Below are 18,439 nucleotides of genomic sequence, written 5' to 3' on the forward strand. Positions count from 1 at the left end.
GAAAAAGCCCGGTGGGAAAGCGGGGCGGGAACGCAGCTTGCTCATAGGTCTGGGCTTTTCCACAAAGGAGTCTGACTATGAAATCTCGTGCTTTGACTTGCGCTTTCGTATTGGCAGCCGGTTTGACGTCTGCCGGCGCGGTAATGGCCCAATCGGCCAACCCGACCACGCCGTCCTCCACGCCGAATGACGCCACCGCCGCGCAGCCGAACCGCGCACAGCCTCCGGGCCAGATGGCTCCGGCGCCCAACGCGACGCCTTCGACCGGGACCAAGCCGCCCGCCACTCACCAAAGCGGCACCATGTCGTCGGGCAAGAAGCACTCCGACGAAACGCCGAAGCGTCCTCGTGAAGCCAACGACAACGTGCCCCGCACGCCGGGCGCAGGCGCCACGCCGCCTCCGGGCTATCCGAACACTGGCGGCTCGAAGTAACGGCTGACGTTGACGGCGGTCTTGACTACCGCCGTCGCGCCGTTCGAGCAGAAGGCTTCCCACGGGAAGCCTTCTTTTTTATGCGAACCGGCAAACTGAAACACCATTTTTTAGCAAACCGGCCACGGCTTCCAGGAAGCGTGGCCGGTATGTATCGCGTGTTATCGCGTGTTATCGCGTGGCTTCCAGCAGGCGCACGCTGCGGCCTGCACGACCGCTTGCGTGGCGACCGCCTCTTAATGCTGACGGCGCAATTCCGCCGGCGGCACCCGCAATTGCCCGCGATACTTGGACACCGTGCGCCGTGCCAGCAAGATCCCGCTGGCGGCCAGTTGCTGCGTCAGGGCAACGTCGGACAGCGGCATGGTCGGGTCCTCGGCATCCACCATTTCCTTGATCAGCGCGCGGACCGCCGCGGCCGAGCACGAGCCGCCCGATTCCGTGGCCAGCTCGCGCGAAAAGAAGTGGCGAAATTCAAAGACGCCGCGCGGAGTCACCATGTACTTGCCGACGGTGGCGCGTGACACGGTGGATTCGTGCATGTCCAGATCATCCGCCACTTCGCGCAGCATCAGCGGCCGCAACGCCACTTCGCCATATTCAAAGAACGTCTGCTGACGCTTGACGATAGCCTCGGCCACGCGCTGGATGGTCGTGTAGCGCTGTTCCACGTTGCGCACCAGCCAGCGCGCCTCCTGAAGCTCTTGCGCCATCGGACTGCGGTCATCCAGGCGGGCGCGGCGGAACAGGTCGGCGTACGTGCGATGTAGCCGTGCCTGCGGCATGGCGTGGCGGTTGGGCAGCACGCGCCAGCGCGAATGCCATTTGTCCACAAACACGTCGGGCACCACGTACACCGGCGCTTCAGCGCTGTAGCGCGACCCCGGCTTGGGATCCAGGCTGCGGATCAGCGCGCACGCTTCGCGCACTTGCTCATCGGTGCAGCCCAGCAAACGGCGCAGCCCGACGCAATCGTTCTTGCCCAGGCGGTCCAGATGCTCGCGCACGATGCGCAAGGCCAGGTCGCGCACGTGGGGTTCGACCGACTGCGCCGCCGCCAATTGCAGCGACAGGCATTCGGTCAGGTCTCGCGCCGCAAGGCCCGGCGCGTCCAGCTGCTGCACCAGGCGCAGGGCGGCCGTCCATTCGCCTTCGTCTGGCGGCGGGCTGAAACCGGCGTGCTCCGGATCGCACAGGCTCATCAGCGGCACGCGCAGGTAGCCGTCGTCGTCCAGCGCGTCGATAATGAATTCGGCCAGCAGGCGGTCGCGCGGTTCCAGGTGATAGTTGCCCAAGTCCGCGGACAGGCGCTCGCGCATCGATACCGATGCGCAGACCCATTGCCCCATGTCCTTGCCGTCGCCACCGCCCGTCAGCTGGGTAGGATAGTCGCCGGAATAGGAAGGGGCGTCAGGCAAAGGCTCATCGGCCTCGGATGGCGAGGGCGGGGCGGCGTCGGCCATGGCCGACGGCTCGTCCCCGTAATTGCCGGGTTTGATGGAATCGCCGTTTGGCAGCGGTTCGGTGTCCTGCTCGTCGCCATCTTCCAGAAAGGGGTTGGTGGCAAGCGCGTGTTCCACCGCGGTCGTGAATTCAAGCGCCGACATCTGCAGCAGCTTGACAGACTGCTGCAAGCGCGGCGCAAGCGTCATTTGTTGGCGCAGGCGCAATTCTTGCGAGGGGTGGCCCAATCGAGTCTCCTGGATGAAAGCCGCCGAAGGGCGGCGCATCCTAGGACACATGCAAGATCCGTGCCAGGTCGATTTTCGGGCGTAGGCGCGAGGCTTGCGGCCCTGTCGCAGCGACCGTATTACAAGCCGACGGTAAGAACTGCTCAGCCTCCCGACAAACCTTCTTTTTCGTAGACGTCCAGACGGTTGTACAGGGTTTTCAAGCTGACGCCCAAGGTGTCGGCCGCCAGACGCTTGTCACCCCCGTGGTGGGCCAGCGTCGCCAGGATGAAGGCGCGCTGCGCCTGGCCCAAAGGCATGCCCACCGGAAAGTTCATCGCGCCTTCGCGCATCTCGGCGTGCTGGCTGGTGGCAGGGCGGGCCAGCAGGTTGGTGTCCAGCTGCGTGTCCGACAAAATGAAGGCGCGCTGCACAACGTTACGCAGTTCGCGCACATTGCCCGGCCAGTCATGCTGGGCGATGGCGTCCAGCATGCGCTTCGAAAACGTTTTCTCGGTTTGATATTGCGCGTTCAGACCGTCCAGGAAGCGCTGCGCCAGGATCAGCGCGTCATCGCCGCGTTCGCGCAGCGGCGGTACCCGAAGGGGGATGACCAGCAGGCGATGCAGGAAGTCCTGGCGCAACCTGCCGTCGGCCACCGAGGCCGCGGGGTCGCGGTTGCTGGCGCAGATGATGCGCACGTTTGCGCGAAGCAGGTCGGTGCCGCCCACGCGCTGATACGTTCCCGCTTCCAGCACACGCAAGAAATGCACTTGCATGTCGGGCGGCATCTCGGTGACTTCGTCCAGGAATAAGGTGCCGCCGCTGGCGTACTCAAAATAGCCCGCGTTCTGCGCAACCGCACCGGTAAAACTGCCTTTCTCGTGGCCGAACAATTCGGCATGGGCCAGCGTGCCGCTGATGGCGCCGCAGTTCACGGCGACAAACGGCGCGGCGCGCCGTTCGCTGGCGTCATGGATTGCGCGGGCAATGATTTCTTTGCCCGCGCCGCTTTCTCCCACGATGAATACGCTGGCGTCGGTGGCCGCCGCCAGCTGCAACTGGGTTGCCAATTTCTGCATGACAGCAGACATGCCGGTGACGTCCATGGGGACGACCGAAGACGCGGGCGCAGTGTCGCGCCGCGCGGTGGTGCGATTTGCCATAAAGATACCTCGGGCCGCCGGGGCCTTACGCGACAGCACAATCGTAGTGGTACGTTTGTAGCCCGACTGCGACCAGTTGCAAGTATTCGAAAACTTTAGTGGACAGTATCGATTATTTACGCATTATGGCTCCAGAGTGTCTATCCTCACAGTGATAAACGCGCGCGCTGATTGATGACCGCGCACCGGCAACAGGAGAACTCATGCCTCATCTGCTTGTCGTCGATGACGACGACGCGATACGGGAAACACTGGCCGAAATGGGTCGCGATAGCGGCTTTTCGGTGGCAGTGGCAGGAAGCGTGAAAGATGCGCTGATACAGCTGGAACGGCAAGCGCCGGATCTGGTGTTGACCGATGTCCGCTTGCCTGGTGGCAACGGCATGGACATTTTCAAGAATGCGGCCGTGGCCAGCGCCGAAGTCGTGGTGATGACGGGGCACGGCACGGTGGATTACGCCGTCCAGGCGTTGCGTCTGGGCGCCAGCGATTTTCTCGTCAAGCCGATCTGCATGGAACGGCTGAACGAAATTCTGACGCGAGTCGTTACGAACGCCGGTGGCGAACTGCCCGGCATGCCCTTCGAAGAGCCCGGCCGTTTCGGCAAGCTGTATGGTGAGTCGGAACGCATGGTGCAGCTGTACCACCAGATCGGCCGGGTGGCGCCCACCAATGTGACGACACTGCTGATCGGCGAAAGCGGCACCGGCAAAGAGCTTGCTGCCCACGCCATCCACGAACTCAGCGCGCGTCGCCAGCGCCCGTTCATTGCGGTCAACTGTGGGGCGATTTCGCCCAACCTGATCGAAAGCGAAATGTTCGGCCACGAGCGGGGCAGCTTTACCGGCGCCGACCGCCAGCACAAGGGCTATTTCGAACGCGCCGACGGCGGCACATTGTTCCTGGACGAAGTCACGGAAATGCCGCTGGACCTACAGGTCAAGCTGCTGCGCGTGCTTGAAACCGGGCAGTTCATGCGCGTGGGCACCAACCGCGAGATCAGCTGCGACATCCGCATCGTTGCGGCCACCAACCGCAATCCCGAACAGGCGGTGCAAGAAGGCAAGCTGCGCGAAGATCTTTATTACCGCCTGAGCGTATTCCCGATTGAACTGCCGCCGCTGCGCGAACGGGGCGACGACATCCTGCTGCTGGCGCGCCGCTTTCTGCAGGCGCAGAACCAGGAGTCGGGCAGGAACAAATACTTCTCGCCCGAGGCGTCCGAAATACTCAAGCAGTATGAATGGCCGGGCAACGTGCGCGAGCTCAAGAACTTTGTGCGCCGTGCCTTCATCATGGCTGATGGGGATGTGCTGGGGGTGGACATGCTGGCCCCGCACGTGTCGCCGGCGGGTGAACCCGTGGGCGGAGAAGTCAGCGTGCCGGTGGGCGAGACGCTGGCCGAGGCGGACCGCCGCCTGATCCTCGCGACGCTTGAACGCTGCAACGGCGTGAAGAAGCAGGCCGCGATGATGCTGGGCATCAGCCCCAAGACGCTTTACAACCGACTTGAAGAATATGCCGCGGCCGGCTTCGCGCTGCCCGGCGAAGACGCCGGCCAGCGCGATTCCAGGGACGCGGCCTGACCGACTGGCGGTTTACTTGTTGTGGCGGGTCTTCAGATCCGCCATGCAAGCGTCCTTGGCGTTGCCGGACATGGCATCGCATTTTTCCTTGCCCACCTTGTAATCGGCGTCGCTCTTGGTCTTGGCCGCGTCATGGTTGGCCTCGGCCTTTTCCTTGCCGGCCTTGGCGTCGGCGCGGGCCTTGTCGCGGTTGGCTTCCGCCTGCTTCTGACACACGTCCTTCTGGTTGCCCTTCATCGCATCGCAAGCCTTTTTGTCCATCTTGTATTGGCTGTCGATTTGATCGTTCGTGCGCAGGGGCGCAGAGCTGCCTTGGGTGGTTTGCGCGGAGGCCTGGAAGGCGACGGCGGACAGGCACAAGGCGATAGCGGGGCAAACGGTTCTGGACAGATTCATGACTGACTCCTTTGGGTAAGGGTCCACACGGGGCGGACCTGCGGACTCCAGAGCAAGTCCCGTTCCCGGCGTGTCAGGCACGGCGCTTGCGCGGGCTGTGGGCGATTTCCAGCGATATCCGCCGACGTCAATCGATGCGCGGCGATATCCATCACGTCAACGCGGAGCTACCCATGACCCACAACGATATGAAGAACGATATGAAGCAGGACAATCAGGCCGCCGGCGCCGAGACCGGAAAATCCCAGGCCAACCAGCCCAAGGACAATACCGAAGCCGCCCACGACAGCGGGCAGTTCGGCGCGGACAAGCCCGGCTTCGGCAAAGAGCGGCAGCCCGCCAAGCGGCCCGCCGACAAGAAACCCAATACCAAGGGCGCTGAATTCGAGGAAGGGGGCCAGTACCCGGGTAAGCGTCCGCCGGGCAACTGAATAAGCCGGGCTTAGCCCGGCTCGCCGGGCTCGCCCGCTTCATCTGCCCAGCGGAACAGCATCACCACGCAATGCAGCGCGGCCAGCCCGATGATGCCCTGGATGCCACGCGTGACGGCGGCGTTGGGAATGACGCGGGCGATCACATCCAGGTTCACGGCAGCGATCAGGCCGCAATTCAAACCGCCGGCCACCACCGCGATCAGCGCTGCCCAATCCAGCCCCGACAAATCGCGTCGGCGGCCGAGCGGGCGCGCGGCAATTTCTTCTTCGCTTGCGGAAATATCTTCACTCTGGCCCGACATGTCCATGGTGCGCGTGCTCCGGTGAGGGGCGGCTGCGGGCAGAGGCCGCCCGCAGCGCGTGGGTACTGCCCAGGGTCAACCTCCGTTGCGAACCGGGTCAGGCGGCGAGCGCGAAACGCCCGCGTCGTCAGCGTCGGTCACGTGATCGGGCGCGATGTCATCGCCGTCCGCATCGTCGTCCAGCAAGTCCGGGTCCACGCTTTCGCGGTCGCCGGTGGATTGCGAGTCGCTATCGGTGTGCGCCAGACCCGGCGGCACATCGCTGGCAGAGTCCGAGGTGTCGCTGGGTCCGACATCGGGGCGGCCGCTGTTGTCGGGGTATTGGATGTCAGGGGTAGGGGGCATGACGGTCTCCGGTAAGTCTTGAATAGGCGATGGCGCAGCCGCGTGGCAACGCCGCGCTTCGGCCGGCCTCGCAAGTGGCGTGCCGCGGCCCCTCGGGTATGCAAGTTGCTGGACAGCGGGCGTACGCATACGGGAGAACGCTATGTCCTTGATCGTTGCCGCCAGATTCCAGACCTTTGACCAAGCCTCCGTGGCCACGCAAAACCTGTTCAAAGAAGGCTTTACGGAAGACGACGTCCACACGTTCTATATCAATTCCGCAGGCGGGCATTCGCGCTATCCGCTTGGGGGGGATCGGGCGGCCGACCCCGACGCCAAGGGCGGCCACCTGGGCGCGATGGCCGGCGCGTCGGCGTTGGGATTGGTGTTTGCCTTGCTGGGTGGCATGATCGCCGCGCAGATGTCCGCGCCTGTGCTGATCATCATCGCGGCGGCCGGTGTCGGGGCTTATATCGGCGCGCTGGCCGGCGCCATGTGGATCGTGGGCCGAGGCCGGCGCAAGACGCCCAGCACGCCGGTCGTGCAGGAATCCCACCCGGTGGTGCGCATGGCCGGGGTGATGCTGGCGTTGCACGTGACCGCGGAGAAGGAATCGGTGGCGCGTCGGGTGTTGCGCGAGTCTGGTGGACAAGACATTGAACGCGCCCAAGGCCGTTGGCGAGACGGAAAATGGCAGGACTTCGACCCGCTCACGCCGCCGCAAACCGTCGAGGCGCCGTCGCCCACGCCTTGAATGTTCCGTGCCGTATCAAAAAAACAGCAGGCCGCCCGCGGGCGGCCTGCTGCATCTTCCCGCGCGCTGATCAGTCGCCCGCGCTGCCCGTGATGGGCAGCACGATACCGGTGATGTAGCTGGCGCAGACGGGCGAGGCCAGGAACACATAGGCCGGTGCAATTTCCTCGGGCTGGGCCGGGCGGCCAAGGTCCGTCTTTTTGCCGAACTCTTTGATGGCCTCGGGGCTTTGGTCCGCCGGGTTCAGCGGGGTCCACACCGGTCCGGGCGCCACGGCGTTCACACGGATGCCCTGTGATGCCAGGTTGGCGGCCAGCGACCGGGTAAAGGCGTGGATGGCGCCTTTGGTCGACGAGTAGTCCAGTAGTTTGGCGCTGCCTTGCAAGCCGGTGACCGACCCGGTGTTGATGATCGACGCACCGGTTTTCAGATGCGGCAGCGCTGCGCGCGCCATGCGAAAGTAGCCGGTGATATTGGTGGTCAGCGTTTTTTCCCATTGCTCGTCGCTGATGTCGGTCAGCGAGGCTATGTGCTGCTGGTACGCCGCGTTGTTGACCAGGATGTCGAGCTTGCCGAATTCCTTCACGGTCTGCTCCACGGCGCTTTTGCAAAAGGCGCCGTCCTTCACGTCGCCCGGGATCAACACGCAGCGCCGGCCTTCGGCCTGGACGACGCGCCGGGTTTCCTCTGCATCCTCATGTTCGTCCAGATACACCACGGCGACGTCCGCGCCTTCGCGCGCAAACAACACGCAGACGGCTCGGCCGATGCCGGAGTCGCCGCCGGTGACAAGGGCGACCATGTCTTTGAGTTTGCCGCTGCCTTCGTAGCCTGGCGCCTGGTATTGGGGCTTGAGCACCATGTCGGCTTCATTGCCAGGTTTTTCCAGATGTTGGCCGGGCATGGGCGGATTGGGGTGCGGGCGGTCGCCGGTTTGGGGCGGGGTCGAGGGTTTGCTCATGGCTGGGCTCCTGTCATGGTCATGGCGCGAAATTCCACGCCTGGCCCCGCGCAGGAGCAAACCCTGTTCCTGTTGTTGCGCCAAATGGTTTGGGCACGGCGCTTGCGTAGGAACGGTACCGGCGTCAACCGTGGCGCCGGGCACACATCAACATGATGAAAGCGAGAGAGCCATGAACAAGGACCAGGTAAAGGGCAGAGTCGAAGAGGCCGCCGGCAAGGTAAAGGAAGTGGCTGGCAAGGCGACCGGTAGCACGTCTACCGAGCTCAAAGGCACGGCGCAAAAAGTAGCCGGCAAGACGCAGGCCGCTTACGGCGACGCCAAGGACAAGGCCCAAAAGCCGGGCTGATGCCCGGCCTGAGCCCTGTTGGCGCGGCGGTTACTGGCGTCCCACGATGACGCCGAAAAGGAACGCCGCGCCAGCCACCAGCCCGATGGCTTGCCACGGGCGTGCGTGGATGTATTCTTCGGTGCAGTCCAGCGTTTCCCGCATCAAATCCCCCGCATTATCCGAGGCATCGCGCAGGCTGCGCCGCGTGGCGTTCAGCTGATCCGACAGGCGCGCCTTCAACGCGTCCAGATCGCCCGGGTCGGCATCGCGCAAGGTCGCTTCGATTTCGTCGATCCAACTTTCCGGATGGCGCGCGCGTCTGCGCGTTCCACGATCGTCCGGGCCGTTCTCGGGAAAATCGGAAGGCAAAGGGGTATTCGTAGAGGCCATCGAAAAGCTCCTGGCAGTCGGGCGAAAAGGGCGCCGGGTCCGAGGCCTGCCCGTGCGGCCCCGTGGCGTGTCAAAGCCGTCAAGCTTCGAGCATGTCCTGACAAGCCAGCGTGCACGCCAGGCAGGCGCCGGCGCAGATCTGGCAGTGCTCCATGTCTTGGTAAGGCGCGCATGCGCGAGCGCAAGCGTCGCAAACCAAAGCGCACAACGTACAAAGCGCGGTAGAAAATTCGCCGTTGCGCGCCAGCATCGCGGCGCACAAGCGGCACACCCCGGCGCAATCGGTTGCCAAGGCAATGCAGCGCTTCATCCGCGCTGCATTGGCGTCCAAGCTGGCCGCGGCGCACTGGTCGCAAGCCACCGCGCATTCGTAGCAGGCTTGCACACATTGCTCGAAGTTTGGGTCTCGCATTGCATCTCCTTGTGAGTGCCCATGGCGGTTGGCAAAGGCGCGGCCGCGCCCGGCCGGGCACATCCGCTTGCAATTTGAAGATACTGTCAGTGCCTCGATGCGGCGCGCGGCCGTAGCATGAAAGCTCGAACCCAGACAGGAGGTAGTCATGAAATCCCGATCCGATTCGAAACCCGAGAACGCAGCGTCCGACACTTCTGCGCCCAAGGCGGACGCCACCCAGGACACCGCAAAGATACTGCCGCCGCGCGGGCCCGTCGATGTGCCGAAACAACCGGTGAAACCAGACGCCTCGACGCCGGACGAGGCCGCTCGCGACAAGCGTGCCGTGGTCGATAACCAGACCGAGTCGAACTGGGCCGATGGTGACGCGCCGCAGCCGCGCGCGAAGAATGCACGTTCACACCTCTTCTGAAGGCATGGGCGGCGCGGGCGCGTCCATGGGCGGCAGCTTGCGCAGGAATTCAAGCAGGCGCCGTTCATCCGCATGCAGCCCGCGCGGGCCATCCGGCGCGCGCGCCTTGGGCGGCAGCCGGCCCTCCAGATAGGCCTCAAGCAACGCCGGGTGCACATAGCAGGCGCGGCATACGGCGGGCGTGTTGGCCAGCCGCTTCGACACCTGCTTGATGACCTCGGCAACCGTTTGACGCGCTTGCGTCGCGGTCTCGAAGGGGTGCGCCTGCAATGCCGCGTAGGCCATCGCGGACCCCGCCCACGTGCGGTAATGCTTGGCCGTGAAGTCGCCTTCACCCGCTTGGCGCAGATACGCGTTCACCGCGCCGGAATCCACGGGGTGCTTGGCGCCGTCTTCATCCAGATACTGGAACAGCTGCTGGCCGGGGATCTCCATGCAGCGTTTGATGATGCGCGCCACGCGGCGGTCGCGTACCGTCACGTCGTGTGGCACGCCGCTTTTACCCACGAAGCGAAAACGAAAGCTGCTGCCGGCCACGGTGGCGTGGCGGCGCGTCAGCGTCGTCAAGCCATAAGACTTGTTTGACCGCGCGTACTCACGGGCGCCGATGCGTATCAGTGTGGTTTCCAGCAAGCGCACCAGGGTGGCGATCACCTTGTTCTGCGTCAGGCCGCGTTCCTTCATGTCGCGCGCCACGCGCCGCCGGATGCGCGGCAGCGCCTGTCCGAAGGCCAGCAGGTTCTGGTATTTACCCGCATCGCGCAGTGCCGCCCAGGCGGGGTGATACCGGTATTGTTTGCGGCCGCGCGCGTCGCGCCCGGTCGCCTGCAAATGCCCGTGGGGCAGGGGGCAGATCCACACATCTTCGTACGCGGGCGGGATCACCAGCTTGTGAATGCGCTGGATCTCGGCCTCGTCCGTGATGCGCTTGCCGTGGGTATCAAGGTAATGAAAGGTGCTGCCGTTGACGCGTACCCGCCGGTAGCCGGGCTGGGTGTCATCCACGTAGACCAAGGGCGGGTCGCCAGCGCCGGGGGCCGGCTCGGCAAGCGGGTTGCTGCGGGTGTCCATGCTGTCTCCGGAACCTTACGGGCGTCCCGAAGCAAGCGCCGTGCCCGTGAATCAGTCGGCCATCGGGCAGCCAGCAGGGGATTTGGGCACGGCGCTTGCTGAACAGGGGCCAGCGACAACCGTCTGCGAATCGATCGTTGCACAGCGCGCAGCAAAGCGCGTGGCGCAACGGTCCCTACAGGAGAGTGCCATGCAAGCCACACAGCATCTACACGTGCCGCCCAAGCCGGAGCCCATTCCGCCCGGGTCGCCGCCGGGAGACTTGCCGGTGGACCCCGATACCGACCAGCCGGAAGTGGACCTGCCGCCGCTGTCGCCGCCCGTCAAGGAAATCGAGCCGCCCCAGCGCTGATGCGGCGGCCGCGGAACAACGCCAACCAGAACAACGCAAATCAATAACGACGAGGAGTCATTATGTCGACCATCCTGCTGATCATTCTGATCCTGCTGCTTATCGGTGCCGTGCCCGCGTGGCCGCACAGCCGAAGCTGGGGCTATTACCCCAGCGGCCTGCTCGGCATTGTCGTGATCGTGCTGATCGTGATGCTGCTGATGGGACGGATATAACGGTCCGAACCTGACGCTACGGGCTTGAAAGGCCCGGGCTTGACGCGGCCGAAGGTAACGCTTCGGACATGACGGTCTTGCAATGTGGCCCGGGGTGGCATCGCCGCCCCGGGCCATTGCGTTTGGGCGTGGCCAAGGGCTGGACGGCGGGTGGCGCGACGGCAACGCCAGGCGTAAGATTTGCCCGCCATTCTTTGGCCCACTTCTCTTTGGCCGACTTTCTTCGCCTGCTTTTTTGCCCGTCCTTCCAAGACCCCGCTACCCGGCAACGCCAACATGACCATCCCCTTGCTGATTTTGATCGACAGCGTGCAGGACTACCTGCCCGAGATCCAGGCGCGCGGCTTCCAGCCCGTCTATGCCCCCACCGCGCAGACGCGCGCTGACGCCATCGCCCAACACGGCCAGGACATCCGCGTCGTTCTGACGCGCGGCGCCACGGGTTTGAAGGCCGACGAAATGGCGGTCATGCCCAAGCTGGAACTCGTCTGTTCGCTGGGCGTCGGTTATGAAAATATCGACCTGGCCGCTGCCCATGCGCGCGGCATCATCGTGACCAACGGCCCTGGCGCCAACGCCGTGTCGGTGGCCGACCATGCCATGGCGCTGCTGCTGGGCGTGGCGCGCCATCTGCCGCAGGCGGACGCCTGGGTGCGGCAAGGCCACTGGAGCGGCTTCATGGGGCCGCAAGTAACGGGCAAGCGCCTGGGCATTCTGGGCTTGGGCACCATCGGCCTGGAAATTGCGCGGCGCGGCGCAAACGGTTTCGGGATGCAGGTCGGCTATTTCAACCGGCGCGCGCGTCCTGAAACGGGCTACACCTATTTCGATAACCCGCGCGACCTTGCCGCGGCGTCCGACTTCCTGGTCATCGCCACGCCCGGCGGCGCGGGCACACGGCACCTGGTGGACGCGCAAGTGCTGCAAGCCCTGGGGCCGAACGGCTACCTGATCAACATCGCGCGGGGCAGCGTCGTGGACACGGACGCGCTGATCTCGGCGCTGTCCGACGGCGGTATCGCGGGCGCGGGGCTGGACGTGGTGGACGGCGAGCCGCAGGTCCCGCAGGCCCTGCTCAAGCTGGGCAACGTGGTGCTGACGCCGCACAGCGCCGGGCGGTCGCCCGAAGCGGTCGCGGCAACCGTGGCGCTGTTCCTGAAAAACGCCACGGCGCACTTTGCCGGTCAGCCCGTGCTGACGCCCGTCCTGGACGCACACGCCCAGGCGGCCTGAGCGCCGCCGCGGTCCGCGCTCAGTGCGAGAACATGATCGGCACGGTCATGCTCTTGAGGATGGACGCGGTGGCGCCGCCCATGGCCCATTGGCGGAACTTGCTGTGGCCGTAGGCGCCCATCACGATCAGGTCGGCGCTGTGGTCGGCGGCGGCGTTCAGGATGGTGCTGCCCACGCCCACGCCCTTGATATCGCGGCGCACGTGGCTAGGTGCCGGCATGCCGTGCGCCACGCAGTACGTGGCCACGTCGTTGAAATCGACCACGCCGGCTTTGGACGGCGCCGTGCCTTCTTCCATGGTCAACATCACCAGGCTTGCGGCTTGGCGCAAGACGGGCGTGGCGTCGGCCAAGGCGCGGGCCGCTTCGCGGCTGCCATCCCAGCAAACCAGCACGCGGTTGCCGACGGCGTTGAATTCGCCACTTGAGGGCAGCACCAGCACGGGCCGCCCCGTGGTCAGCAACATCTGTTCGACGAATTCGGTTTCGTGCGCGGCTTCGATATCGTCAGGGTTGAATTGGCTGACGATGACCAGGTCGCTGGTGCGCGCATGCAGCGCGACGGTGGCGCTGGGCGCGGCATCGCCCGCGCGGACGACGGCGGCAATATCGGATGCGGCAGCGCTGGCCAAGAACGCGCTTTCCACTGCGTCGCGATTCTGCGCCTGCAATTGCTTCATGACGTCCAGCGTGCGAGACATCAGCACGGATTCGCCGTAGTAATACTGCGGCGGCGCGGCGCTGGCGTAAATGCCCACCAGCTCCGCCTGGTGGCGGCGCGCCAGCGACAGCGCCAGGTCGGTGCGGCGTTTGCAGTCGAAGCCGTGGTCCAGGTGTACAGAAATGCGGCGGTACATGGCGGGTCTCCTTGATAAGCGTCCCATGCCTTCATGGTTGCGCTTTCTTGCCGCCTTGCTATTGACGCGCATCAACCCGTGGGCAATCTCCCGCGTCCGGCGCAAGCGCGCGTCACGCCGTTGATTCCTTTTCGATGCGATCGCGCAGTTGGCGCACCTGGCGCGCTTGTTGCGCAATGCGGTCCAGCGGGCCGGCCAGCGCGGGGTCTGCCGCCGTGACTGCGGCGGGCACCGCGAACTGGCGGGCGCTAACGCCCGGCGCCTCATCCTGCGGGTGCAAGGCGTGCGCCAGGACGCGCGCGTAGTCTTGCAGCGCCGAGGCAGCCGCCGGCGCGTCGGCCGGCAGGGCGGGCTGGATTTCCAACACGGTGCCGGCGGCGGTGATGCGGCGCATGGCGTTCAACAGGTTCACGGCGGTGTCGACCTTGCGGTCTCGGTGCACCGGGTTTTGTTGCAAGCGCTGCAACGACGCTTCGGCGTTGTCAGCAGACAGGCACGCCAGGCGCCGCAGCCCCACGATATCCGCCTGGGTGGGCGCGGACGGCGCGTTGCTCTTTTGGCGCAGCAGCGCCAGCGCGTAGGCCGCATGCCGCTCCAGCGCGCGCGTCAGCGCATCGGCCAACTGGCGCGGCTCTTTTTCCGGCCACACCAAAACACCCACCAGCAGCGCCAGCACGCCACCCAACACGCTGTTGAACGCACGTAGCGCGGCCAGCATGGGTTCGTAGATTTCCGGCTGCTGGATATGGCTGACCAGAACGAACTGCGACGTCAAAAAGAAGGTGAACAGCGCGTAATGGATGGTGCGGGCGGCGAACGTGCCCAGCGCAATCGGCAGCACGGCCAAGGCCACGGACAGCGGCGTGCTAAGCAGCAAGCCCAGCAGCGACGCGCCGATGGCGCCGGCCACGCTGCCAATCACCCGTTCCACCGTGCGCTGCCAGGTCGTGGCGAAATAGGGTTGCAGGATGAAAACCAGCGTCAACGACATCCAATAGCCGTGATTCACCGCAAACGTCTTGGACAGGGCCACCGCGATGGTGGCGCCCACGCCCACGCGGCAGGCGTGGCGAAAGGCGTCTGATTCCACGCCGATGTTCTGGCGCAGCGTACGCAGGGCCTGGCGTGCCCGGCTGCCCATGCCGGGCGACGAGACAGGCGCGGTGGGCGCATCGCCCTGGTCGAACATGGCCTGCATGACGGACTGGGCCGTGTGCAGCATGCGGTCCAGCACCGGGACGACGGACGCCAGATCCGGCGCGTACGCCATGGCGCCGCCCCGCAGGTCATGCAAGCCCGCCGCGAAATGCGCCAGGCGTTCGCGCAGGCATTCGGCCTGCTTGGCGTCGCTGACGTCGGAGGTGCTGGCGATGGCGTTGCATACGCTGGCGTAGCGGTGCAGGGCATGCGACAGGTGCGCGCCCGCGCTGCGCCCCAGCCAGCGCGGTGCGTTCGACTCCAGCAGGTCGGCCGCGGCCACCAGCGCAATGAAGCTGTCTTCGGCACTGTCCAGCAGATACATCAGTTGATGCGCGCGGGCACGGCGCGACGGCCGGGCGTCCTGCACTTCGCGGATGCGCACGCGGGCCGCCTCCAGGGCAGCGCGTTGCGCGCTGCGTTGCGGCTTGGTAACGGCCGTCCAGGCTTGCGGACCGCCGGCGGGCGTCAGGCCGGAATACATGCGCGCCAGGGCATCGGCAAAGTCGGCCAGCCCGCGATAGCAATGGGCCACGGCGTGCGTCGCGTCTTTCCAGGGACGGCGCCGCCATACCAGGGCGGTCATCAAAATTGCCCAGACGGCGCCAACCAGGAAGAACAGGGTGTACGACAGGCTTTCGGCCAGCGTGGGCGCGGGCAGTTCGGCGGCGACCACGAATCCGGCCGACAACAATGTGCCGACGATGGCGGCGGCGGGCCCCAGCACCCGCAAGAGTCCCCCGAGGGTGCAGCACAGGAAAGTCAGGGGCAGCAGCAGCCACAGGTGCCCCGCGCTGGCGCTGGCCAGAAAGCAGAACAGGGCGCCGACCAACCCCAGGGCGAGCATCGAGCCGGCGCGCTGGCGTAGCGGCCCGCCGGGGTCGCCAAAGCAGGCCCAGAACGCCGCGATGGCCGTCCAGCCCAGGCGGGGCTCATGCGCCAGCACGGCAAGAATGACGGGGGCCGCGCTGATCGCGGCGGCTTGCAGGGCGTCCAGCCACAGGACGTGGCGCAGCGAGGCGCGCCAACGGGAAAGCAGTTTTGTCACGCTAAGGGAAGTCGCAGCAGGGGGAAGCCAAACCGGCCAGGGATGCAAACCCTAGCATGTCGACAAGGCGCCGGCATATACGGACGGTTACATAAATGTGAATGCGTTGCCAGATACTCGCAAATTTGCCTGGAACAATTGCGCAAAATGGCATAAAAAAACACTTGCGATCGCGCAGTGGAATTTAACCCCGCCGATTGCGGCAAGCCAACAGTGAATACTCATGTCCCAATGTGTTCTATCTGCGCCCGGACAGCGCAGGCTTTATCCGGGAACACGCTAGGAGCGTAGACATGACACCGAATCACGAGGCTTCCACAGGCTCGGTGGTCAGCGATGAGGAAATCGCGGCCATGATTGCGGGTAAGGACGGGCTGCGCGTGCTGTTGCAGCCCCAGGTGGATCTGCTGACCGGCAAGATCGTGTCGGCAGAGGCGCTGGCGCGATGGCAACACCCGCGGCTGGGCGTCGTCATGCCCGCCGAATTCATCCCCGGCGTCAATCGCATGGGCCTGGACAAGCAGTTGTTCGAACGCGTGTGCCTGCGCGTCATCGATGTGCTGCTGACCATGCGCAGAATGGGCGTTGCCGTGCCCGTGGCGATCAACGCGCCGGCCACGACCTTGTCGGACGAGCGCTGCGTGGACTTTCTGCTTAACCGCATCCAGGCCGCCGAGTTGCCGGCCTCGCTGGTGCGCGTGGAGCTTACCGAAGACCAGCCCATCAAAGAACTGGACGTGCTGCGCGCGTCGTTGATGAAGCTTGAGGACGCCGGTTGCGAAGTCAGCCTGGATGACTTTGGCACCGGCCATGCGTCGCTGAAGCTGCTGTCTGCAATCCCCTTGTCCGAAGTCAAGATCGATCAATATTTCGTGACCCGCATGCGCCGCAGCGCGGTGGCCTTTGAAGTGCTGCGCACCGCCGCCGAGCTTGCCACGCGCATGGGCTGGCGCGTGGTGGCCGAAGGCGTCGAGAACGTGGCCGACATCCCGGCCTTGCGCGCGGCGGGTTGCCGCTATGGACAGGGCTTTGCGCTGGGCCGCCCCATGGTGTTGGACGAGCTGATGGTGCGCCTGCGCACCCAGCGCGACGGGATATCCCCGCTGGCCGCCTCCGCCAGCTACGCCTCTTCGTGGATCGAAGCCTTCGACGGCGCCGACGCCGAGCCTTCCTCGCGCGCGCGCGTCACCACCCAGTAATCGAAGCTGCCGGTAATTCTTACCGAGCGGCCGTCCCCCGGCAGGCCGCGGCGCTTGCCGCGCCCGGCACCAATCAATCAGGGTCATCAAAACTTTGCCCCCCACATCCAGCGCGCGGTGTTGTTTGGGCACGCCAGTTGCTACTCCTGTCCAGCGGAATCGTTCCGCCCTAAAGGAGACACGCAATGTCCAACCAGAACCAGCCCGACCAGCAAAAGCAGCCGCAGAAGCAACAGGCCCAGGAAAATTCGCGTGACAAGCAGCAGCCGGGTCAACAGCCGGGCCAGCAATCGGGTCAGCAGCCCGGTCAGCAAATTGACAAGGGCCAGGGCCAGCAAGGCCAGAACCCCGGACAGCAAAACAAGACGCAGCGCTAGCGTCTCGACCGCGTCTTGATTTCCCAGTACGGCAAGCGCGACTCCCGACGGCCCCGGCCCCGCCAGCAACCACGGCGAGGCCGGGGCCATTTGCTTGGCGGCCGGGATTGCTGCCATCATCCATTTCGACCATTGAATAATGTCGCCGTATCTTTGACCATGCCTTGGTTGCGCCCGCGCGCTTGCGCGTACTTTCGTTCGCCCACACAGGATCTTTCATGAGCATTCCCGCCCCAGCTCCGCGCCGGCGTTCGGCCCTGGGCACCACGCTGGCCGTGCTGCTGATGCTTGTCGCCCTGGTGGCGATACTGGCGTTTGCCGCGACGCGCATGGTCGAGCAGCGCATCTACAGTCTGTTGGGGCCGCGCAGCCAGGTGGGCGACATCAGCGTGGGCTTGCGGCAAGTGGTGTTGACAGACGTGGTGGTGCCGGGTGCGGCCGGCCAGAACAAGGCCAGCGCCACGCGCGTGACGCTGGAACCGGAATGGACGGCTTTTCTGCGCCACGAAGCCGTGTTCCACACCGTGCTGGTTGAAGGCTTTGACTTTGCGGTGGTGCGCAGCGGCGACGATATGCAGATTGCGCCGGCCTTGCAGACCGCATTGCATTCGGGCGAAAGCCGCACGCGCGGACCCGTGCCGATCCGCATCGCGGACCTGGTGCTGCGCGACGGGCGCCTGGATTTCCTGGATGCGGTCGTGTCCAAACCGCCGCATCGCATCGCGTTCAAGAACGTTCAGGCGCGCTTGAACCCGATCGCCATCCCGGGCGACGGGTCGCATAGCGACCTGGAATTCAGCGGGGCGGTGCAAGACAACCGCAACGGCGAATCCACCGTGCGCGCGCAAGGTTGGGTGGCCTTGGGCAGCACGGATTCCAACATGAAAGTGGCGGTGCGCAATATGGACATCCGCCATGCCGCGCCCTACCTGTCCGAGAACGGGGCGGGCACGCTGGCCGCCGGCGCGATGGACCTGGACATGACCACCGCCATCGACAAGCGTGACCTGCGCGCGTCCGGCACGGTGGCGCTGCGCGACCTGAAGTTCACGGGCGACGGGTCGGTATTTTCCCTGCCGCGCAAGGCCGTGCTGGCCGCCATGAAAGACAAGACGGGCGCGTTGCGGTTTGAATTCGCGCTACGCGGCAGCCTGGACAATCCGAAGTTCTCGGTCGCGCGAGGGTTTGCCGCGCAAGTGGCGCGCGGGTTCGGCCGGGCGATCGGCGTGGGCGCGGAAGGCGCCGCCGAAGGCGTAACGGGCGCCGTCAAGGAACTGGGCGACGCCTTGTCGGATCTGCTTAGCCCTTAAGCCAGG

At 65.3% G+C, this 18,439-nt stretch carries 23 protein-coding genes; 12 read left to right on the top strand and 11 right to left on the bottom strand.

Annotation, left to right across the window (positions count from 1 at the left end):
• Positions 1-77 precede the first annotated feature (77 nt).
• Positions 78-434, top strand: a complete 357-nt coding sequence (locus DVB37_RS13195; protein WP_046807588.1) for a hypothetical protein — start codon at positions 78-80, stop codon at positions 432-434.
• Between the two features lie 236 nt (positions 435-670).
• Here the strand turns inward: DVB37_RS13195 and DVB37_RS13200 are convergent, their stop codons facing one another.
• The gene (locus tag DVB37_RS13200) at positions 671-2,164 is read right to left on the bottom strand and encodes an RNA polymerase factor sigma-54 (protein WP_162941209.1); all 1,494 of its coding nucleotides are present in this window, start codon (positions 2,162-2,164) and stop codon (positions 671-673) included.
• 104 nt (positions 2,165-2,268) lie between these two features.
• Entirely contained in the window at positions 2,269-3,213 is a 945-nt protein-coding gene (locus DVB37_RS13205) for a sigma-54-dependent Fis family transcriptional regulator (RefSeq protein ID WP_120157479.1), read from the bottom strand.
• Between the two features lie 260 nt (positions 3,214-3,473).
• Here DVB37_RS13205 and DVB37_RS13210 point away from each other — a divergent pair, with 260 nt between their 5' ends.
• Entirely contained in the window at positions 3,474-4,856 is a 1,383-nt protein-coding gene (locus tag DVB37_RS13210; RefSeq protein WP_046807590.1) for a sigma-54 dependent transcriptional regulator, read from the top strand.
• A gap of 12 nt (positions 4,857-4,868) precedes the next feature.
• Here DVB37_RS13210 and DVB37_RS13215 read toward each other — a convergent pair whose 3' ends face one another.
• Positions 4,869-5,252 (bottom strand): hypothetical protein, encoded by a 384-nt coding sequence (locus tag DVB37_RS13215; protein ID WP_052946137.1) that lies wholly within the window; start codon positions 5,250-5,252, stop codon positions 4,869-4,871.
• Positions 5,253-5,425: 173 nt separating this feature from the next.
• Here DVB37_RS13215 and DVB37_RS13220 point away from each other — a divergent pair, with 173 nt between their 5' ends.
• Positions 5,426-5,683, top strand: coding sequence for a hypothetical protein (locus tag DVB37_RS13220; protein WP_223265008.1), 258 nt, complete (start codon positions 5,426-5,428; stop codon positions 5,681-5,683).
• Between the two features lie 11 nt (positions 5,684-5,694).
• On the opposite strand, the gene DVB37_RS13225 is transcribed toward DVB37_RS13220, so the two are convergent.
• On the bottom strand, positions 5,695-5,994 hold the full coding sequence (locus tag DVB37_RS13225; RefSeq protein WP_046807591.1) for a DUF378 domain-containing protein: 300 nt from the start codon (positions 5,992-5,994) through the stop codon (positions 5,695-5,697).
• A gap of 69 nt (positions 5,995-6,063) precedes the next feature.
• Positions 6,064-6,333 carry a hypothetical protein gene (locus DVB37_RS13230; RefSeq protein WP_120155531.1) on the bottom strand — a complete coding sequence of 90 codons (270 nt, stop codon included), beginning with the start codon at positions 6,331-6,333 and terminating at the stop codon, positions 6,064-6,066.
• A 142-nt stretch (positions 6,334-6,475) separates the two neighbouring features.
• On the opposite strand from DVB37_RS13230, the gene DVB37_RS13235 reads away from it, so the two are divergent.
• Positions 6,476-7,066: a hypothetical protein gene (locus DVB37_RS13235; RefSeq protein ID WP_104145534.1), complete on the top strand. Its 591-nt coding sequence runs from the start codon at positions 6,476-6,478 to the stop codon at positions 7,064-7,066.
• Positions 7,067-7,136: 70 nt separating this feature from the next.
• Here DVB37_RS13235 and DVB37_RS13240 read toward each other — a convergent pair whose 3' ends face one another.
• Positions 7,137-8,027 carry an SDR family oxidoreductase gene (locus tag DVB37_RS13240; RefSeq protein ID WP_120155533.1) on the bottom strand — a complete coding sequence of 297 codons (891 nt, stop codon included), beginning with the start codon at positions 8,025-8,027 and terminating at the stop codon, positions 7,137-7,139.
• Positions 8,028-8,199: 172 nt separating this feature from the next.
• Here DVB37_RS13240 and DVB37_RS13245 point away from each other — a divergent pair, with 172 nt between their 5' ends.
• On the top strand, positions 8,200-8,376 hold the full coding sequence (locus tag DVB37_RS13245; RefSeq protein WP_046807595.1) for a CsbD family protein: 177 nt from the start codon (positions 8,200-8,202) through the stop codon (positions 8,374-8,376).
• Between the two features lie 30 nt (positions 8,377-8,406).
• On the opposite strand, the gene DVB37_RS13250 is transcribed toward DVB37_RS13245, so the two are convergent.
• Positions 8,407-8,748: a YqjD family protein gene (locus DVB37_RS13250; protein WP_046807596.1), complete on the bottom strand. Its 342-nt coding sequence runs from the start codon at positions 8,746-8,748 to the stop codon at positions 8,407-8,409.
• Positions 8,749-8,984: 236 nt separating this feature from the next.
• On the opposite strand from DVB37_RS13250, the gene DVB37_RS28935 reads away from it, so the two are divergent.
• Complete coding sequence (locus DVB37_RS28935) at positions 8,985-9,122, top strand: hypothetical protein (protein ID WP_205571611.1); 138 nt, start codon at positions 8,985-8,987, stop codon at positions 9,120-9,122.
• A 186-nt stretch (positions 9,123-9,308) separates the two neighbouring features.
• A complete protein-coding gene (locus DVB37_RS13260) occupies positions 9,309-9,575 on the top strand; it encodes a hypothetical protein (protein WP_046807597.1) in 267 nt (88 codons plus the stop codon).
• Here DVB37_RS13260 and DVB37_RS13265 read toward each other — a convergent pair.
• Complete coding sequence (locus DVB37_RS13265; protein ID WP_120155536.1) at positions 9,561-10,646, bottom strand: DNA topoisomerase IB; 1,086 nt, start codon at positions 10,644-10,646, stop codon at positions 9,561-9,563. The two genes, DVB37_RS13260 and DVB37_RS13265, sit on opposite strands and share 15 nt — an antisense overlap.
• Positions 10,647-10,836: 190 nt before the next feature.
• Here DVB37_RS13265 and DVB37_RS28355 point away from each other — a divergent pair, with 190 nt between their 5' ends.
• From DVB37_RS28355 to DVB37_RS13275, 3 genes are all read left to right on the top strand, one after another.
• A complete protein-coding gene (locus DVB37_RS28355) occupies positions 10,837-10,998 on the top strand; it encodes a hypothetical protein (RefSeq protein WP_162941210.1) in 162 nt (53 codons plus the stop codon).
• Between the two features lie 62 nt (positions 10,999-11,060).
• Complete coding sequence (locus DVB37_RS13270) at positions 11,061-11,213, top strand: DUF3309 domain-containing protein (RefSeq protein ID WP_006219570.1); 153 nt, start codon at positions 11,061-11,063, stop codon at positions 11,211-11,213.
• A gap of 276 nt (positions 11,214-11,489) precedes the next feature.
• The gene (locus DVB37_RS13275) at positions 11,490-12,446 is read left to right on the top strand and encodes a 2-hydroxyacid dehydrogenase (protein WP_120155538.1); all 957 of its coding nucleotides are present in this window, start codon (positions 11,490-11,492) and stop codon (positions 12,444-12,446) included.
• A 19-nt stretch (positions 12,447-12,465) separates the two neighbouring features.
• On the opposite strand, the gene DVB37_RS13280 is transcribed toward DVB37_RS13275, so the two are convergent.
• Complete coding sequence (locus tag DVB37_RS13280) at positions 12,466-13,302, bottom strand: universal stress protein (protein ID WP_120155541.1); 837 nt, start codon at positions 13,300-13,302, stop codon at positions 12,466-12,468.
• A gap of 112 nt (positions 13,303-13,414) precedes the next feature.
• Positions 13,415-15,547 carry an FUSC family protein gene (locus DVB37_RS13285; RefSeq protein WP_120155543.1) on the bottom strand — a complete coding sequence of 711 codons (2,133 nt, stop codon included), beginning with the start codon at positions 15,545-15,547 and terminating at the stop codon, positions 13,415-13,417.
• Between the two features lie 293 nt (positions 15,548-15,840).
• On the opposite strand from DVB37_RS13285, the gene DVB37_RS13290 reads away from it, so the two are divergent.
• Positions 15,841-16,746: an EAL domain-containing protein gene (locus DVB37_RS13290; protein ID WP_046807602.1), complete on the top strand. Its 906-nt coding sequence runs from the start codon at positions 15,841-15,843 to the stop codon at positions 16,744-16,746.
• A gap of 140 nt (positions 16,747-16,886) precedes the next feature.
• Here DVB37_RS13290 and DVB37_RS28360 read toward each other — a convergent pair whose 3' ends face one another.
• A complete protein-coding gene (locus tag DVB37_RS28360) occupies positions 16,887-17,243 on the bottom strand; it encodes a hypothetical protein (RefSeq protein WP_162941211.1) in 357 nt (118 codons plus the stop codon).
• Between the two features lie 98 nt (positions 17,244-17,341).
• Here DVB37_RS28360 and DVB37_RS13300 point away from each other — a divergent pair, with 98 nt between their 5' ends.
• The gene (locus tag DVB37_RS13300) at positions 17,342-18,433 is read left to right on the top strand and encodes a DUF748 domain-containing protein (RefSeq protein WP_120155546.1); all 1,092 of its coding nucleotides are present in this window, start codon (positions 17,342-17,344) and stop codon (positions 18,431-18,433) included.
• The last annotated feature ends 6 nt before the right edge of the window (positions 18,434-18,439 follow it).

It is taken from the genome of Achromobacter sp. B7, assembly GCF_003600685.1.
GTDB classification, from domain to species: domain Bacteria; phylum Pseudomonadota; class Gammaproteobacteria; order Burkholderiales; family Burkholderiaceae_B; genus Achromobacter; species Achromobacter spanius_B.